Below are 17,192 nucleotides of genomic sequence, written 5' to 3' on the forward strand. Positions count from 1 at the left end.
TTAATTCCTCTAAATTAAACAAAATATTTAAAAGTTAGCTTTAGAGATTTTTTTTTGTTCAAGTTTGTGAAGAATTGCACTTAATCAAACGGGTGCTATAACACAATAAGGAATAAAATTAAAGAGCCTAAAATATGCAAGTTTTTATGCACTACTATAATAACATTCATGTGCGATACTAATACTTTTGAAGAGTTCCTCACAAAGAGGGATAGCATAAATAAATCGAGATATTTATGAATTAACTACGGATCGAATCAGTTGATTGGAAGCTTTATAGATTTGAAAAAAGGAATTGTAAATCAATATAGAATATTTTAGTTGCTAACGTAGTAATAGAATGGATTGCTTTAAAATTAGCGGAGGTGGAAAAATGAAGGCGTTATTTATCGGCGGGACGGGAACGATTAGTTCTGCCATTACGAAGCAATTGGTAACAATGGGATGTGAGCTTTACCTTCTTAATCGGGGGACTCGCAAGGATCGCTTGCCAGATGGGGTAAACCTACTTCAAGCTGATATTAATGATGAAGACCAGGTTTCCAGACTGATTGAAGATTTAGAGTTTGATGTTGTTGCTGATTTCATTGCGTTTGAACCTGCACAACTGGAAAGAGATTATCGCTTATTTAAGGGGAAAACGAAACAATTTATCTTTATTAGCTCTGCTTCTGCCTACCAAACTCCTTTGTCCGACTATCGAATTACAGAAGGAACACCATTATCAAATCCATATTGGCAATATTCGAGAAATAAGATTGCCTGTGAAGAGTATTTGCTGAAACTTTATCGAGAGGAAGGCTTTCCGATTACGATTGTAAGACCAAGTCACACCTATGATGAACGTTCGATTCCACTTGGAGTACATGGTAGCAAAGGTTCCTGGCAGGTAGCCAAACGAATGCTGGAGAATAAACCCGTGATTATTCATGGTGATGGAACATCCTTGTGGACGATGACACACAATCGTGATTTTGCTAAAGGCTTTATTGGCTTAATGGGCAATATCCATGCAATCGGTGAGTCTGTTCATATCACTTCAGATGAAAGTCTTACCTGGAATCAAATTTACCAGACCATCGCGGACGTACTCGGAGTTAAACTCAATGCGATCCATGTGTCATCTGAATTTTTGGACGCATGTAGTAAAGAGGATTACAGGGGTGGATTATTGGGGGATAAGGCCAATTCCGTCGTTTTTGATAATTCTAAACTAAAAAGACTTGTTCCCGATTTTGTGGCTTCGACCCGATTTGACCAAGGGATTAAGCAAACGGTTGAATACATAGTAGCTCATCCTGAACTGCAAACACCGGATGAGGAATTTGACGATTGGTGTGACAGGGTGGTTGATGCATTAAATATGGCCTTAAAGATGTTGAACGAATAGATCCAAGGTCGGCCAGTAATGGCCGATTTCTCTTTTATAATCTGTGCCATGATGGTATCTAAAACAAGGGAGTGACGAACATGCAAGTTTCTCAAAGAATTAAATTTAAAGCCGCCATATGGCAGCTTTAAGATTAGTATTATACTTGCTTTGGTGATTTCAAAGAGGGGAAATCTGGAAAAAATACAAAACCAGTTTTTACCCTAACCTTTTTGTCGTTGAAATTTTTTCCCTTTTTATAAATCCTTCTTCTGAAATCAATAACCCCTTTCAATCCAGCAGCAGGTGTTAAAACTCCCCTTCAAACGGGGTAAATGGTATGTGTAATCTGTTTTCCACTGCACGAAGCCTCTGATTTACTCTTCGTAAACGACGGTTAAGTTGGTCAAATTCACTTTCTAGCATATTAACTCTGCGTTCAAGCCGCTGCCATTGTGGCTGTTGAAATAATTGCGAGATTTGCGATAGTTGTCTGTCAGGTCCATATAGATCCTGCTGTACATATGGATAATACTCAACTTGAGTTTGTGGAACTTGATAATTTCCATACGGATACATTTGGGCTTCTCTCCTTTTGGTTAGATCACTATAAATTATGTAGGTATTTTCAGTATGAAACGGCGAATACCCATAGATTCTCTTTTTAAAAGCGCCTGAGGCTATTGGCTTATCTTTTACACCAACGGCTTGTTGAGTTTTTATAATTAAACTCTTTAATCTAACTTGTTAAAGGAACAATAAAACCTACTGCTGTACCAATTATAGTTGTTTTTCATCAATCAAAAGGCCAGGTATCTTTACCTGGCCTTTTTTTGATACATAAATTTCTTTCGTAGAAAGTTGTTGTGTAGGAATATTGTTAATAACTTACTCATCTGACTTTTGCTTTGGCACGAGAAGCATCGAGTTGCTTATTGATGTCTACAACGTCTTTATCTGAAAGTGGGTAAAGTGCCATGACAATCATTGAAACGATAGCAAGCGCTGCTGGAATCCAAATAGCTGTTATATTGATACCGGAAAGAGCACTTGCTGTTTGTTTCGCCGCATTTCCATCGAAGCCGAAAGCCGCAAGGAACCAAAGCGGAATGGCACCACCAAGAGTGAAACCAATCTTGAAGAAGAGACCCATGATAGCGTTGATGATAGCAGCATTACGTTTGCCAGACTTCATTTCACCATAAGAGACAACCTCAGGAACGAGTGCCCACATGAAACCAGTTGCAGAAGTGAGACCCCATTGTTTGATGAAGGTTGAAACATAAGCAAGGAAGAGTGAATCGTGCATGCCATCTAACGACCATACCCAAGTAAGGATTTCACCAACAACAAACATACCAAGGAAGAAATGGAAGAATCCCTTTTTACCAAAGATTTTCTTCAATTTTGGCCAGAAGACTGGGAAAGCGATACCAGGGATGGAGGCGATGAGACCTACTGCACCCATCCAGTCTGAGTGGTTGACCGTGTACTGATTAAAGAATCCATTCACTGTGTTCATGAAGAACATGAAGGTGAAAGCAAGCATAAAGAAGAAACCAAGAATAACGAGTGGTTTGTTGTTCTTCAATTCAACGAACAGGTCTAAAGCTTTCACTTCTGCAGATTGTTCAGCAGTTGCGACAACGCGTTCTTTTGTGAGACGGTAGCAGAAGAACAAAGCCAAAGCGCCAAGTATCATGTAAACCATATAAACCCCAAACCAAGCGTGACTTGCAGATGCATCTGTATAAGTACCCATGTTGATCTTGAGACCAAAGAAACCTGTGTCTTTCATTGAGCGGTCTTTTGGTGCTGCCATTTGGACAAACATTGGAAACAGTGTGTAAACCAAGAGATTAGCAATGTTAGCCAGCATCATACGAGTGGTTGTGATTTTATCTACGGATTCAGGGTCACGTGTGAGTGAAGCATTCAATGAACCGTAGGGAATGTTAACGACAGAATAAACCAAGTCGAGCAAAAAGTACGTGATAAAGGCGATTGGCACTGAACCACGAATGGCTGGAATTGGAACAAAGAGCATCGCTGCTAAGATAACAAGTGGAACACCTGCAATCAGAAGCCAAGGACGATATTTACCGTTCTTGAATGTATGTTTATCGACGTAAGTACCAACCATCGGATCCCAGAATACGTTGACAATTCGGACAAACAAGAAGATGAACCCAGCTGCTGCTGTACCAATAGCATTTACGGTAGTCAGATAGAGAGCCAGGAATCCTCCGACTGTACCAAATACTAGGTTTTGGGCAAAGTCCCCAAGACCGTAACCGATCCGTTCAGAAAGGCTGAGCTTATGGTACTCGTTTTGTTGAATGTTTTGTGTGTTTTTGTTCATTTGTTTAACGGTTGATTCCATTAAAGCCATGTCATAAATCTCCTTTACAGTTAAATTTTCAATCGATTTATCCGCTTACATAATAGACATTTAAAAAAATCTATTTAAAAAAATGAGCTAATCGATTTTTTATAGACCCATAATGAGGGTTAACCGCTTTCAGCAATGGTGAAAAATTTTAAGCAACTCCCATAAGAATAGGTGAATACTTTATTAAGTGAACCATTACATTCAGTAACTAACTAGAAGTCTTTCAATATAAGGAATGAAAAAACAATCATTTACCTGCTTAGTTTGTTTGTCTGAATAAACAAAGAAGATATTTTATTCAATCATCCTAAACAAAACTTAAAATCATCTAAAAGGTAAATATGTTGCATTTCCCCTTCCTTTAAAGCCGTATTTCACCTCTTTAACTAGTAATTTAACTCTGAAACCGTCTACACTTTAGTAAAAAAAAACAAAATCACTTTCAACTTAGTTTGTCTATTGGATAAACTAATATGTGTGTTTATACTAACACATCTTTTTTAATTGAACAATATACAAATTTATAAATTTTTACGATATAATAAAATAATAATTAAAATAAAGGAATCGGCAGTTAGTTTGATAGGATAAACAAATAAAGAGATGAGGAGAATAAGTGAAACTAGCAGATCAAAATGAAAGTAAAATACATAGTCAAAAAGTTATTTTGAGTAATATTATGAAACATTACCCAATCTCCAGGGCAAAACTCTCGGAATTAACGAATCTGAACAAAGCAACCGTTTCTTTGCAAACGAATACATTAATTGAAAAACATCTCGTTTCCGAAATTGGGGTGGGAGTGTCGAACGGAGGCCGAAAACCTATATTGCTAGTTTTTAATAAAAATGCCGGCTATTCGATCGGAGTTGAACTTGCTGCCAATTATATTCAAACGATTTTAATTGATTTAGAGGGGAATATGCTTTTCTCTGATTACTTTGAATTTGTAAACGAGTCAATGGAAGCGCTTCAATTGATTTTAATTGATAGAATTAGGCTAGTGACTAATCGATCACCGGAATCTCCATATGGCATTATTGGTATCGGGGTAGGGGTTCATGGATTTGTTAATGAGAATCAAACGGTAGTATATACGCCCCATTCAAATTGGGACAAAGTTAACATAAAGAGTTTGCTAGAAGATCATTTTAACTTTCCTGTTTTTATGGATAATGAAGCAAATGCCGGAGCATTTGGGGAGAAATTGTATGGTGTCATTAAGAATTCCGATAACAGCATTTATATAAGCGTAGGAACTGGTATTGGACTCGCGATCATGGTAAATAACCAGCTTTACCGCGGATCGGATGGAGTTTCTGGAGAAATGGGGCATATGACCATTGAATTCAATGGAAAAAAATGCGGCTGCGGAAACCAAGGATGTTGGGAGCTGTATGCATCTGAATGTGCATTTTTCACTAATCTTTCCAGAATAAAAAATGGAAGGGAACTGACACTTGAAAAGGCCAATAAGATGATTCAGGAAAATGATGGGGATATATTGATGGAAATAGAAAAATTTGGGTATTATTTTGGAATTGGTTTAACGAACTTGATTAATACTTTTAACCCTGACTCGATTATCTTGAGAAGTAACTTGATTGAGGCTAATCCAATCATATTAAAGTCGATAAAAAAGGCGGTTTCAAATAGGATATCAAGGTATATACCGCTAAAAAGTGAGATTTTCATCTCCCAGCTCAACAGAAATGCCGCCGTCCTCGGAGCTGCTTCGTTTATGATAAAAAAATTCCTTGAGGAATCCAAGATTGTGAATGAATAAAGGATAAAGATTTGAGACCTGTTGCAAAACCAACTATAAAATGTATTCGGAATGAAAACATAGTTTGGGAGCGAAATAGTGGGGAACGGTTGGAAAAAATGAAGTTTGTTTTATGAAAGGGGCTACCCACTTTCAGGCAGCAGTCTTAGTAAAAAAGACCTTGGAAGCTAATAAGCCTTTTCAAGGTCTTTTTTAGCATCTATGCTCAGTTTGGGTAAGGATCGATCGTTTGAATCGTTCCGTCTTCATTGTATTTTAGTTCGGTATATTTTACACAGCGTTTGTGGTCAACCCCATCGGACAGGGAACAGTCATGATAAAATAAATACCATTTATTCTCGAATTGCACAATCGAATGATGGGTGGTCCAGCCGATAACAGGGGTCAGGATTTTCCCTCTGAAAACGTATGGACCTTGAGGATTTTCGCTGATTCCATAAACAATACTATGGGTTGTACCAGTTGAATAAGAAAGATAATATTCTCCACTGTATTTATGTACCCATGGGCCCTCAAAATATCTTCTTTCCTCATCTCCAGCAAGAATGGGCTTGCCATTCTCGTCTACAATTAATATTTCTTGAGGTTTGTCCTTAAAACTAAGCATGTCCTCAGTTAATTCTGCTGCCATTGGTCCTAACGCCGGTTGTGACGGATCAGGACCCTCTTCATCAGGAAAAAATGTACCTGTCTGCCATTTTTCTAATTGTCCGCCCCAAAGTCCGCCAAAATACATATATGCTCGGTTGTCGTCATTCACAAAAACAGCGGGATCAATGCTAAAGCTACCTGGAATGTAATTTTCTTCAGCTTTGAATGGTCCGGCAGGATTCGAGCTAGTCGCAACTCCGATTCGAAAGATACCATCCTTATCTCTTGCTGGGAAATATAAATAATACTGGTTATTTTTAAAAGCAACATCGGGTGCCCACATCTGCTTACTAGCCCAAGGTACATCTCGAACGTGAAGTGCTTCGCCATGGTCTACGCATGGAGAATTGAAATTATCTATCGACAAAATATGATAATCTTCCATTGCATATTGATCACCATTATCATTTGTAGGTCCATCATGATCAATATCATGGGAAGGATAAATATAAAGCTTCCCTTCAAATACATGTGCAGAAGGATCTGCAGTATAAATATGTTCAACCAAAGGTTCATTTGGTTTTACGATTTTTGCCATTTTCTATTCTCCTTTGAATTATGTATTTTGAATCGACTCATAAAGACCAATATTATCATGTCCTGGGATTAACATATGCATGTATACCACATGCACTAGGGGTAACTGAAATTAAAGACTAACCTGGTAAAACAGAGCGACTAAGAGTGGTGCGGATAATGCCAGCGGTGCAATTTGTGCTGAAATATTACAAGTCGGAAAAACATAATGCAGTATCGGTACTTCCGGAGTCATTCTTTCTTATGAAGAGAGAAATGAACTTGATAATGAAGGAAAAGTACATTATTTCAGCCATAGCGAGGAAAACTCCTACTATACCATGGGTGGGACATTAGCGGGGGATATAGTCTTAGCTGATTTAAAGAAAAAACTATTTGCTATTTATCAATATATTTATACGGAAACTAAAGCGTTGGATATCAGTTAAAAGACTTTAGAATGTAAAATTTGATTCTACCACAAGGATTGGTGAAGATGGCTCTGAAGGAAAAGGAAGTCTATAACAGCAATAATTCAAGCGAGAAAATTTACTTTAAAGAGAAAATTGGATATGCTTCCGGTGACCTTGCATGTAATTTAATTTACCAAACTGTTTCGACCTATCTTCTGTTCTTTTATACAGATGTGTTCGGCATTTCCGCAGCTGCAGCAGGGACAATGTTTTTAATTGTTCGGGGAATCGATGCGATTAGTGATCCATTTATCGGTACGCTTGTTGATAAAACCATTTCAAGGTTCGGTAAATTTAGACCCTACCTATTATATGGTGCATTTCCATTTGCGTTATTAGCCATACTTTGTTTTACGACTCCTCAATTTTCAGGTGGAGGTAAACTCATTTATGCCTATATTACCTATATTGGCTTATCGATCACCTATACTTTTATTAACGTTCCGTATGGTGCACTTACATCCGCTATTACACGGGATAGTAAAGAAGTTGTTGATTTAACTTCCGTACGGATGTTTTTTGCGAATCTTGGCGGTGTAATCGTTTCGTTCGGTGTTCCACTATTAGCGGGTGCCATTGGCAGGACAGTCGATTCAACAAAAATAGGCTGGCAAATCACAATGACCATTATGGGTGTAGCAGGTGCCCTGCTATTAATTTTCTGCTTTAAGAATACAAAGGAACGTGTAAAAGTAAAAGAAGTCCACGGCAATATTAAGTTTGCAGACATCTTTGAACAATTTAGAGTAAATCGTCCATTTGTTGTTCTATGTGTCTTTTTTATTCTCATCTTTGGGATTAACTCCATTAGTAATTCAGTTGGGATATATTATGTTACCTATAATGTAGGACGTCCTGATTTGGTGAAATGGTACGGATTGTTAGGCAGTCTGCCTGCATTAATCCTCATGCCGTTTCTTCCTGTTCTGAATAAAAAACTGGGGAAAAAGAATTTAATGAGAGTATCATTAACGATAACGATCGCTGCAACTCTGGCATTACTAGTCATTCCGGCTACAGCGATTTCCCTCATTTTAATTGCGCGATTATTAGCTGCAGTAGGCAGCCTCGTTGCCGGTGGTTTTATGTGGGCGCTTATTCCTGAAACAATTGAGTATGGTGATTACAAAACAGGTAAGCGTTTGGGGGGATTAATATACGCCATGATTGGTTTCTTCTTTAAATTCGGAATGGCGTTGGGTGGAATTGTACCGGGATTGGTTCTTCAACAATTTGGATATGTGGCCGGTCATTCTCAAACACCGCATGCTTTAACAGGGATATTAATTACAACAGCAGTCATCCCTGCTATATTATTAGCCGTATCCTTATTAGTAATTAATCTCTATGAACTGGATGAAAAGAGATATGCTGAAGTGATTAAAGCTTTAGAAATGAGAGACAGGTAGCTACCGGACTTATTAATATGAAAGAGAGTTGACCATGGATAAAGAGCTTAAGAAACTGACGATTGATGCTGAAAAATTTGCCCACACAGTTGTATCTTCTCATCATGTTGAAAATGTACAGATTCTAGTAATGCCGTTGTCATACTTATCATAGATGGGCATGATCACCACTTCATTGATGACATCCCGCATATCGATTAATCCTTTGAAGTCTGATACTTCACGTTCAATTCTTGCCAACTGTGCTTTCAGGATTTGCTCATTGCTCATATCCAGAAGCCATGGAGCCGTTGCTGTGTGCCAGACAAGAGGATGCCCTTTAACAGTTACGCTTCTATCTTTTAACCATTGTGCAGCAGCCTTTAATTCTTTTGTCCGTGGTTTTCCTTTTTCAGGCTCAAATCCACCCCAATAGTCAGGAAATACTCCCCAATAGAAAGGCAGTGTGGCAAAGTTAAAAACATCAGTAGATTTTCCCATCCCGTTCTCACCAATAAGGTAAAAGTAACCTTGGGATGAAATGTAAGCTGATTAAGAGTCCTTATACTTGGGAGATGAAATGGATATTCTGAAAATGCAGGTACATCTTCTCGGTTTAAAATGACACATCTAACAAATGGGGAATCTATCACATTTGTATTAGCTGCCTTATTTTTTTAATTTTATTTTATCACACGTTTTAAACCAGAGGAGAATGATCTAAGCTTTAATATTGAAAGAAGGACTTCACCGTTTTACGTGGAACTTTTTTAGAAGAGGGGAATGTAATCTAGAAAGATTTTTGTAGTGTGTTATTTTAAAATGATAAGAGAATTGTAAGAATCTGAACCTTTAAGTTGTTACTTGGTGGGTAAAAGTCGTCTCATTTACATAGAAAGGTTCACGCATTTAACATTTTGAAGCTCTCAGTTCTTTTAAAAGATCTTCTTGAAACCCTCTGTCATTGATTCTTTTTTTATCTGTAAATTTTAAGTAAAAAGGGAACTTATAAAAGTTATCTTTGAAGGGATGAGAAATCATGCAGGCTTACCTATTTGTACACTTTAAGGAAAAGTGAACACCGGATGGAGAACAGGTTTATTTTGGAGTTAGTAAGGATGGCTTCCTATGGGAAGAAGTGAATGACGGAAATCCTGTTTTATGGAGTTACTATGGTGATAAGGGCGTTAGAGATTTTACGATTACTAGGACAATAGAAGGCAGATTTATTATTCTAGCAACAGACCTAAGTTTGGCTTACGGTATGTTGAATCAATATCAACATTCATGGGATGAAATCAGCAGAAACGGAAGCAAATGTCTGGTTCTTTGGGAGTCTGATGATTTGATTCATTGGTCAGAGCAGAGAATGATCCAATTGGGCGATGAGGATTTCGGCTGTTTGTGGGCACCGGATATTATTTATGATCGGAAAAATGATGATTACGTCATTCACTGGTCATCCTCCCATAGCTCCAATAACTATGGAGAAAAAGGAATTTATTATTCAAGAACTAAAGATTTTGTCCGTTTTACAAAGGCGGAAGTTTTGTATCAAAAAGAAGACAGTGGAGTTATTGATTCTGCCATGTATGAAGAAGATGGAAAGTATTATTTATTCTTAAAGAGTGAAAAGAATCCAGCTAGAATCATTCTTATGGAGTCAGAGAGTATCACTGGACCGTTTAAGAAGATAGAAGACTTTGATCAAAGCATGGAATCACTGCAAGAAGGACAATATGAAGCTCCAACAGCCTTTAAATTGGAAGATGGCAGATGGTGCTTATTCCTGGATTTTTATGGAGTTTCCGCAGAAGAACAAGGTTATGTTCCATTCATCGCGGAACAATTATCAAAAGGAACATTCATTCGTTCGGATCAATCCTTTAAGTTCCCATATGGCTATAAACATGGTACCATTTTGCCGATTACCATGGAAGAATATGAAAGATTAAAATCTTATAAAAAGAAACCATCGGAGTATTAGGTAGATAGATAATTATTGAATGATAAAAAATACGTTAATAATTTCTCTAATATGAGATAGTAACAGGCCTCTTGCATCCATTCGCAAGAAGCCCTTATATTCAAACTGTTATTTCGCTTTCACTCAACCTCATTAAAAAATATATATTGATTCAAAAAGGTATTGTGAAACTTACCATTCGGATCATACTTCAAAAGCAGCTGCTGAAAGGCAGGCATCTTTTCATAAAGTGACTGTATTTTTGCAGGTGAAGTAGTAAACAATTTTCCCCAATGTGGCTTGGCTTGAAAAGGTTCAAGCTGGGCTTCGATAAGTGGCAGCACCTTCTGAACATCGTCCCATTTATCCTGCCACGTGAAGTGAATGGCAACCGAATCCTGCTTATAGGATGGGCTTAACCAAAGCTCGTCCTGCGCAATGGTCCGCACTTCGGATATAAATAGATGCGGCGCGATGTGTTCACGGATTTCACTAATCGCACAAAGAGCGTCATAGGCATACTCGCGTGCCATAATATATTCACTTTGCAGCTCTTGCCCTTTACTTGGGGTAAAATCCATTCGGAAGTGTGGCATGCGATCAAGCCAATCCCCTGGCACCCCTAACTGGGCTGTACAATTCTCACATCCAACCCCCGGTACCGGATGGAGATTCTCTTTGGCCGCTTTTGCTCCATAAAAATCCTCTCCCAACGAAAAGGCCTGATCATCCGTTACTTTGCTCTTCAGCCAAGCCTGGTTAAACGTTTCATCCTGCCAATCCGTAAACAAACTTACGCTATAGGCTCTAGAAAAAACGGTTTCAAAATTGTGTTCTAGTTGTGCTAACGGAAGGTTCTCGTAAACATTCTGCCTCATTTGATGACTTGGATGGACATCTAGTGTAAGCTTTGTGACGACACCTAATCCACCTAGTCCAACAACTGCGCCATGTAATTCTTCTTCCGATTTTTCTTTTGAAAAAGTGACAATACTACCATCAGCAATGACAACTTCCATCGCACGTATCGCTCCAGCTAAATTTTGATTGCCATTCCCTGAACCATGTGTGGCTGTGGCAATAGCCCCAGCCACCGATATGTGCGGAAGGGATGCAAGGTTATGTAAGGCAAAGCTATTTTGCTGAAGTACAGGACAAAGATCCCCATACTTGATCCCTGCTTCCACGGTTACCGTTTGCTTTTCATGATCAATAGATAATACCTTGTTGAGCTTCTTTAATGAAACCATATTTTCAGTAGAATCTGCGATACTATTAAACGAGTGCCGCGATCCGACCACACGAAGTTTTTTTAAACTGGAAACCAATTGTTGAACTTCTTCAACCGATTCAGGTTCATGCCAGTTATTCGTACTATATTGATAATTACCTGCCCAATTTCTTTTCTTCTCCATGAGTCCCACTCCATTTTTACTTTTTACTTATCTTCACTATATTCATAAAAGAAAGAATTTTCAATCATTATATCTTTCTGCACAGCAGCATGAGACATAGATGGGTGTAGAAGTTTGCTTGCCTACTTTTATCCGTCTGCAACAAAGATACCCATATTCATGGTTGAATGCGGTTTGATGGGGTGGATATTAAGAGGGGATATTTTGGTTGTACAGAGATTGTGAAGTTAAAATAAACATTTCCGATTTGATAAAAAGTGATGAAGCATGGTATAAGTGTAAAAGAAGCAGGGACAGTTTGCTTTTTAAGTTTGGGATAAGGGGTTGGCTTGATATCCCATAATGAGAGGATTGGAATTTGAATATGAAAGATAATTTTTGGCGTGATTTACCACGACCTTTTTTTATACTGGCACCAATGGAAGAAGTGACGGATGTTGTTTTTCGCCATGTAGTAAGCGCGGCAGCCAGACCCGATGTGTTTTTTACAGAGTTTACAAACACGGAGAGTTATTGTCACCCAGAGGGGCACAAAAGTGTGCGAGGGCGTTTGACTTTTACAGAGGATGAACAACCAATTGTAGCCCATATTTGGGGAGATAAACCTGAATACTTTCGGCAAATGAGTATCGGTATGGCGAAACTTGGGTTTAGGGGTGTGGATATCAATATGGGCTGTCCTGTACCTAATGTGACACAGCATGGGAAGGGAAGCGGCCTGATCCGTCGTCCAGAAGTGGCGGCAGATTTAATACAAGCAGCAAAAGCAGGAGGATTGCCTGTAAGTGTAAAGACAAGGCTTGGTTTCACAGATATAGACGAATGGCACGACTGGCTGACACACATATTGAAACAAGACATAGTTAATCTTTCCATCCATCTGCGTACAAGAAATGAAATGAGCAAAGTAGATGCTCATTGGGAACTAATCCCGGAGATTAAGAAACTTCGTGACAAGACGGCACCAGATACACTCTTGACGATCAATGGGGATATTCCTGATCGTCAAACTGGCTTAAAGCTCGCTCATCAATACGGTGTTGATGGGGTTATGATTGGGCGTGGTATTTTCAGCAATCCATTTGCCTTTGAAAAAGAACCGAAAGATCATAGTAGTAAGGAATTGCTTGATCTCTTAAGGTTGCATCTGGATCTCCATGATAAATATTCAAATTTAGAGCTACGTCCGTTCAAAGCTCTTCATCGCTTTTTTAAGATCTATGTCCGTGGGTTTCGAGGGGCAAGTGAATTAAGAAATCAATTAATGGGCACAGAGTCAACAGATGAAGTGCGTGCATTGCTTGATCAATTTGGGTCAAAGAATCTTGATGGGGTGACGGTGGAACAGTAACAGTGTCCCCATTTTAAATGAAATATTGCGAACGGAATCAGGTGATACTGGTTCCGTTCGTTTTTTTTAGATTCTTAACCATAATAGTAGTGTCAGGATTGGAGTATACTTCAGTCCTTTTTTTATACATATATAGGAACGAATGTTCTATAATAAAAATAGAAATGAAAAGGAGGGTGATCAATCATGCAGTTTAACCTTGAAGTGCACCTCAGGATTGAAGATGTAGGATTATCCGCTAGAGGAAGATTTTCAGCGAGGAATAAAAAAGAAGTTCCAAACGTTGCCCATCGTTACATACAAAGCATTAAACGCGAAACAGGATATCGTAAAACGGTAATTGAAGAGGTAATGGTGAATGGAACAGTAGACATAACGGAGGCAGTAAAAGAAATCGAAAATCAACCGATTCCACCTATGGACGATATCTTTTGGTAAGGGTGTTTGTTGTCAAGTAGAATAGCCTAATTTTTTCAGTCTACAGATTCAACTTTGTAGAGGTAACAATAGAACAATCACGACATTCCTTTGATTCAGAATAAAACCCAATAACAAAGGGGAAAATACAAAAAATACCAAGGGGAAATAACGAAGGAGAAATAGAATGAAGAGAACCATTGCGGATTCACTCGTTGAAGCCTTGTTAAATGCAGGTGTGAAAAGGGTTTATGGTATCATAGGAGACTCACTGAATGCCGTCATTGATTCCATCCGACGTTCAGAGAAAATTGAATGGATTCATGTCCGCCATGAAGAGGTGGCAGCATTTGCAGCCGGTGCCGATGCGGATATGACCGGAAGTATCGCTGTGTGCGCCGGAAGCAGTGGTCCCGGTAATATGCACCTCATCAATGGCTTGTACGACTGTCATCGCAACCGGGTCCCTGTGCTTGCCATTGCAGCCCACATTCCAAGCTACGAAATCGGCACCAACTTTTTTCAAGAAACACGCCCCGATCATCTATTTAAGGACTGCAGCTACTACTGCGAGGTAGTGACGACCGCTCACCAAATGCCTCGCTCTGTACTGGTTGCCATGCAGAATGCAGTTTCGCGTAAAGGTGTGTCCGTTCTTGTTCTGCCTGGGGACGTGGCTGGCTATGAAGCAGACGAGACCCCTGTACCTGAACATGTCCTTCATGTGACACAGCCTGTAATCCGTCCTTCGGAAACTGAGTTAAAGCAGCTGGCGGACTACTTGAACCGCGGCAAGCGCATCACCTTGCTATGCGGAGCCGGCTGTGCGGGGGCTCATACGCAGCTCATGCAGCTTTGCGAAAAACTGCAATCACCTATGGTCATTGCGTTGCGAGGTAAAGAACACCTGGAGTATGATAATCCGTACTATGTCGGACTAACAGGCCTTATCGGGTATTCATCAGGCTATCATGCGGTTAAGGAATGCGATGTACTGCTGATGCTTGGTACCGATTTTCCATATAGGCAATTCTATCCAAAAGATGCCACCATTTTGCAGGTCGATATTGACCCAGGACATCTCGGACGCCGAACCAACCTCTCCTACGGGCTCTGCGGTGATGTGAAGGCAACGATTGAGGCACTGCTGCCTTTTCTGACAGAGCCTCATGATGGAAGCCACCTGAAGACATTTACCGACCACTATCGCAAAATCCGCGATGATCTGGACGATCTTGCAACCGGAAAACCAGGCCACAAACCCATTCATCCTCAATATCTCACAAAAGCCGTCAGTGATCTGGCAAGTGAGAACGCCGTTTTTACATGCGATGTAGGAACCCCAACACTTTGGGCCGCTCGTTATCTGCAAATGAATGGACAAAGGCGGTTGTTAGGTTCTTTTAATCACGGAACGATGGCAAACGCCCTGCCACAGGCCATTGGAGCACAGCTTGCCCAGCCAGGCCGCCAGGTCATCTCCCTTTCTGGCGACGGAGGGCTTGCCATGCTGATGGGCGATCTTCTAACACTAAGGCAGCATAAGTTACCCGTAAAGGTAGTCGTATTCAACAACGGTGCGCTTAGTTTCGTCGAGCTTGAAATGAAAGCACAGGGCTTCCTGGAAACAGGTACCGCTCTTGATAACCCTAACTTTGCCGATGTCGCCAAAGCGGTAGGCATGGAAGGAATTCGGGTGGAGGACCCAGCTGAACTGGAGGAAGCGATTCAGCGTGCTCTTCAACATGACGGACCCGTGTTGCTTGATGTTGTTGTGAACCGCCAGGAATTGGCCTTTCCACCAAAAATCACATTTGAACAGGCTCATGGTTTTAGCCTTTGGATGATGAAAGCCGTTTTGAACGGTCACGGCAACGAGCTCATTGACCTTGCCAAAACGAACTTTTTCCGCTAATAAACCAAAATTACTGAAAGTATTGAAGAGAAAAATACTGTTATGACAAACATGCTCCAAACAGATGCTTTAAATAAGCAGTGGATGAAATGTGTGCATCTTTTCATAAAGTTACTGTATTTTTGCAGGGGGAGATCGTAATTAAATTTCCCCAAATGTGGCTTTGCTTGAGAAGGTGCACTATAATCCCTGCATAGTTTGCCTCAGACGCCTGCTGCTTTGATCAATTATAATCATTTGAACCTGTTATTAGTTGTCAGTGTGGATTTATTTGCCACCTTTTCCCCCATATGAAGTTTAAGGATTCAACCAATCCCATTCCATTTTTTCACCATTAAACTCAAAACAAATTGGTTTAGGTTGAATAAGTCCTGTTTCGTGCATTTCATTTAGCCCCTCCTCGTAATACTGAAAAAATTTCTCTTTTAAGATTCCATAGAAGTAAGCAATCGGGTTTTTTATAGCATTTGTAAACTTTAGCTTTCTAATTAACTGCCTAAAGGATTGGATGGCAAGGTTTACAATTAGTTCAATTTCATGCCCTAGTTCATAGCCATAGGCAATGATTTGGGCCATATGCCAATATTCTTCAATCACCTTTGCATCTGGAAAGAAGCATTTAACGATTTCCACGAAAGGCTGTGGAACACGGTTGCTCACATACGTGTAATCCAATTTGGACGGTTCCTCTTTACGTTTATTTATCTTTTGATCTTTTTCAGTTTTTAAAAGATTAATAGTTTCTTTAGGGCGGCTCATGCTTTCTTGTTTGGGTGGTTCACAAGCAGGGAAACGATTAAATACATAGAGATTGCTGGACTGAGAACCATTGCTTCTTTCGGTTTCAAAGACAGTGAAAATTCCAATTTTCTTCCCTTTAAGAATCATCCGTTTAAAAGTCGACCGTGAAAGGATGTTATCTTTATGTGGTTGATTAATCGCTTTTAATATGGTTCCAATTTTAGCATTACAAACACCAGGGATCTTTGCAGAGAACCGCACTAATCTTTTTAATCCAATTAATTCACCCTTTGTAAAATCCTTCTTATAATCGAGCAGCCACATTTCCATATGGTGGTTAAACTCCACTAAATTTTTAAATTGAGAATACTGCTCAAATCCCTCGATATTGCCAGATTTTAAATTCATATTACCTGAGCCACCTTATCCCATTGATCTTGGCCAGATAACGGGGTAATCCACATTTCTGACATTTCTAAGATATCTTTTATGGCTAAGGAATTCGAATCACAAAAAATCGAATTTGAGGCCATTTTTTAGGCTTAAAGTCCATTTTTAGCTATCAAATTAATAATTTGAAGCCGTTTTTTGCAATTTGGCTTATTTTTTTATCTATTTTATTTTGCTAGGTTCGACTCCTAGGAGGTCCCGCCAACTGAATACATGCTGAAGTCCTTATATACAAAAATCAAGCAATGCCTGGTCTTTTTTTCATATTAAGAAGAGACAGTTTTAATGAAATCCAATTTGGAGATAAATATCAGGCAATATAAATAAAAGTTCTAAATAAACATAATAGTAATGAAAAAATA

General features: G+C 39.3%; 13 protein-coding genes and 2 pseudogenes. 8 read left to right on the forward strand and 7 right to left on the reverse strand.

Features of this window, described 5'->3' with window-relative positions; all coding sequences use genetic code 11:
• The first annotated feature begins 373 nt into the window (after positions 1-373).
• Complete coding sequence (locus AAHB15_RS16580) at positions 374-1,390, forward strand: SDR family oxidoreductase (RefSeq protein WP_342042815.1); 1,017 nt, start codon at positions 374-376, stop codon at positions 1,388-1,390.
• A gap of 288 nt (positions 1,391-1,678) precedes the next feature.
• Here AAHB15_RS16580 and AAHB15_RS16585 read toward each other — a convergent pair whose 3' ends face one another.
• Both AAHB15_RS16585 and AAHB15_RS16590 read right to left on the reverse strand, forming a co-directional pair.
• A complete protein-coding gene (locus tag AAHB15_RS16585) occupies positions 1,679-1,948 on the reverse strand; it encodes a hypothetical protein (RefSeq protein ID WP_144568114.1) in 270 nt (89 codons plus the stop codon).
• Between the two features lie 313 nt (positions 1,949-2,261).
• Positions 2,262-3,761 carry an MFS transporter gene (locus tag AAHB15_RS16590; protein ID WP_446715874.1) on the reverse strand — a complete coding sequence of 500 codons (1,500 nt, stop codon included), beginning with the start codon at positions 3,759-3,761 and terminating at the stop codon, positions 2,262-2,264.
• 616 nt (positions 3,762-4,377) lie between these two features.
• Here AAHB15_RS16590 and AAHB15_RS16595 point away from each other — a divergent pair.
• Positions 4,378-5,547, forward strand: coding sequence for an ROK family protein (locus AAHB15_RS16595; RefSeq protein WP_342042816.1), 1,170 nt, complete (start codon positions 4,378-4,380; stop codon positions 5,545-5,547).
• Positions 5,548-5,752: 205 nt separating this feature from the next.
• Here the strand turns inward: AAHB15_RS16595 and AAHB15_RS16600 are convergent, their stop codons facing one another.
• Positions 5,753-6,736: a glycoside hydrolase family 43 protein gene (locus tag AAHB15_RS16600; protein ID WP_342042817.1), complete on the reverse strand. Its 984-nt coding sequence runs from the start codon at positions 6,734-6,736 to the stop codon at positions 5,753-5,755.
• 148 nt (positions 6,737-6,884) lie between these two features.
• Here AAHB15_RS16600 and AAHB15_RS16605 point away from each other — a divergent pair.
• Positions 6,885-7,073 (forward strand): annotated as a pseudogene (locus AAHB15_RS16605) (xylulokinase); the annotation flags it as partial.
• 137 nt (positions 7,074-7,210) lie between these two features.
• A complete protein-coding gene (locus tag AAHB15_RS16610; protein WP_342042818.1) occupies positions 7,211-8,596 on the forward strand; it encodes an MFS transporter in 1,386 nt (461 codons plus the stop codon).
• A 102-nt stretch (positions 8,597-8,698) separates the two neighbouring features.
• On the opposite strand, the gene AAHB15_RS16615 is transcribed toward AAHB15_RS16610, so the two are convergent.
• Positions 8,699-9,076, reverse strand: a complete 378-nt coding sequence (locus tag AAHB15_RS16615; protein ID WP_342042924.1) for an endo-1,4-beta-xylanase — start codon at positions 9,074-9,076, stop codon at positions 8,699-8,701.
• Positions 9,062-9,228 (reverse strand): annotated as a pseudogene (locus tag AAHB15_RS16620) (AAA family ATPase); the annotation flags it as partial. The pseudogene AAHB15_RS16620 and the gene AAHB15_RS16615, both read right to left, overlap by 15 nt.
• 485 nt (positions 9,229-9,713) lie before the next feature.
• Here AAHB15_RS16620 and AAHB15_RS16625 point away from each other — a divergent pair.
• Positions 9,714-10,562, forward strand: a complete 849-nt coding sequence (locus tag AAHB15_RS16625) for a glycoside hydrolase family 43 protein (RefSeq protein ID WP_342042819.1) — start codon at positions 9,714-9,716, stop codon at positions 10,560-10,562.
• A gap of 119 nt (positions 10,563-10,681) precedes the next feature.
• On the opposite strand, the gene AAHB15_RS16630 is transcribed toward AAHB15_RS16625, so the two are convergent.
• Positions 10,682-11,956, reverse strand: a complete 1,275-nt coding sequence (locus AAHB15_RS16630; protein ID WP_342042820.1) for an FAD-binding protein — start codon at positions 11,954-11,956, stop codon at positions 10,682-10,684.
• A 364-nt stretch (positions 11,957-12,320) separates the two neighbouring features.
• Between AAHB15_RS16630 and AAHB15_RS16635 the strand changes: the two genes are divergently transcribed.
• The 3 genes from AAHB15_RS16635 to poxB all read left to right on the forward strand — a co-directional run bounded on the left by AAHB15_RS16635 (position 12,321) and on the right by poxB (position 15,639).
• Complete coding sequence (locus AAHB15_RS16635) at positions 12,321-13,307, forward strand: tRNA dihydrouridine synthase (protein WP_342042925.1); 987 nt, start codon at positions 12,321-12,323, stop codon at positions 13,305-13,307.
• Between the two features lie 186 nt (positions 13,308-13,493).
• Positions 13,494-13,745 carry a hypothetical protein gene (locus AAHB15_RS16640; RefSeq protein ID WP_342042821.1) on the forward strand — a complete coding sequence of 84 codons (252 nt, stop codon included), beginning with the start codon at positions 13,494-13,496 and terminating at the stop codon, positions 13,743-13,745.
• Positions 13,746-13,911: 166 nt separating this feature from the next.
• Positions 13,912-15,639: a ubiquinone-dependent pyruvate dehydrogenase gene (gene poxB / locus AAHB15_RS16645; protein WP_342042822.1), complete on the forward strand. Its 1,728-nt coding sequence runs from the start codon at positions 13,912-13,914 to the stop codon at positions 15,637-15,639.
• Between the two features lie 297 nt (positions 15,640-15,936).
• Here poxB and AAHB15_RS16650 read toward each other — a convergent pair whose 3' ends face one another.
• Positions 15,937-16,788: a hypothetical protein gene (locus AAHB15_RS16650; RefSeq protein WP_335571794.1), complete on the reverse strand. Its 852-nt coding sequence runs from the start codon at positions 16,786-16,788 to the stop codon at positions 15,937-15,939.
• Between the last annotated feature and the right edge of the window lie 404 nt (positions 16,789-17,192).

The sequence above is a fragment of the Bacillus sp. OTU2372 genome (assembly GCF_038440275.1).
Classification (GTDB): domain Bacteria; phylum Bacillota; class Bacilli; order Bacillales; family Cytobacillaceae; genus Neobacillus; species Neobacillus bataviensis_B.

Bases quoted from the DNA above. Each gene is read 5' to 3' on its own strand.
- AAHB15_RS16580 (WP_342042815.1), top strand. From the start codon at position 374: ATGAAGGCGTTATTTATCGGCGGGACGGGAACGATTAGTTCTGCCATT.
- AAHB15_RS16585 (WP_144568114.1), bottom strand. From the start codon at position 1,948: ATGTATCCGTATGGAAATTATCAAGTTCCACAAACTCAAGTTGAGTAT.
- AAHB15_RS16590 (WP_446715874.1), bottom strand. From the start codon at position 3,761: ATGGCTTTAATGGAATCAACCGTTAAACAAATGAACAAAAACACACAA.
- AAHB15_RS16600 (WP_342042817.1), bottom strand. From the start codon at position 6,736: ATGGCAAAAATCGTAAAACCAAATGAACCTTTGGTTGAACATATTTAT.
- AAHB15_RS16610 (WP_342042818.1), top strand. From the start codon at position 7,211: ATGGCTCTGAAGGAAAAGGAAGTCTATAACAGCAATAATTCAAGCGAG.
- AAHB15_RS16615 (WP_342042924.1), bottom strand. From the start codon at position 9,076: ATGGGAAAATCTACTGATGTTTTTAACTTTGCCACACTGCCTTTCTAT.
- AAHB15_RS16630 (WP_342042820.1), bottom strand. From the start codon at position 11,956: ATGGAGAAGAAAAGAAATTGGGCAGGTAATTATCAATATAGTACGAAT.
- AAHB15_RS16635 (WP_342042925.1), top strand. From the start codon at position 12,321: ATGAAAGATAATTTTTGGCGTGATTTACCACGACCTTTTTTTATACTG.
- AAHB15_RS16640 (WP_342042821.1), top strand. From the start codon at position 13,494: ATGCAGTTTAACCTTGAAGTGCACCTCAGGATTGAAGATGTAGGATTA.
- poxB (WP_342042822.1), top strand. From the start codon at position 13,912: ATGAAGAGAACCATTGCGGATTCACTCGTTGAAGCCTTGTTAAATGCA.
- AAHB15_RS16650 (WP_335571794.1), bottom strand. From the start codon at position 16,788: ATGAATTTAAAATCTGGCAATATCGAGGGATTTGAGCAGTATTCTCAA.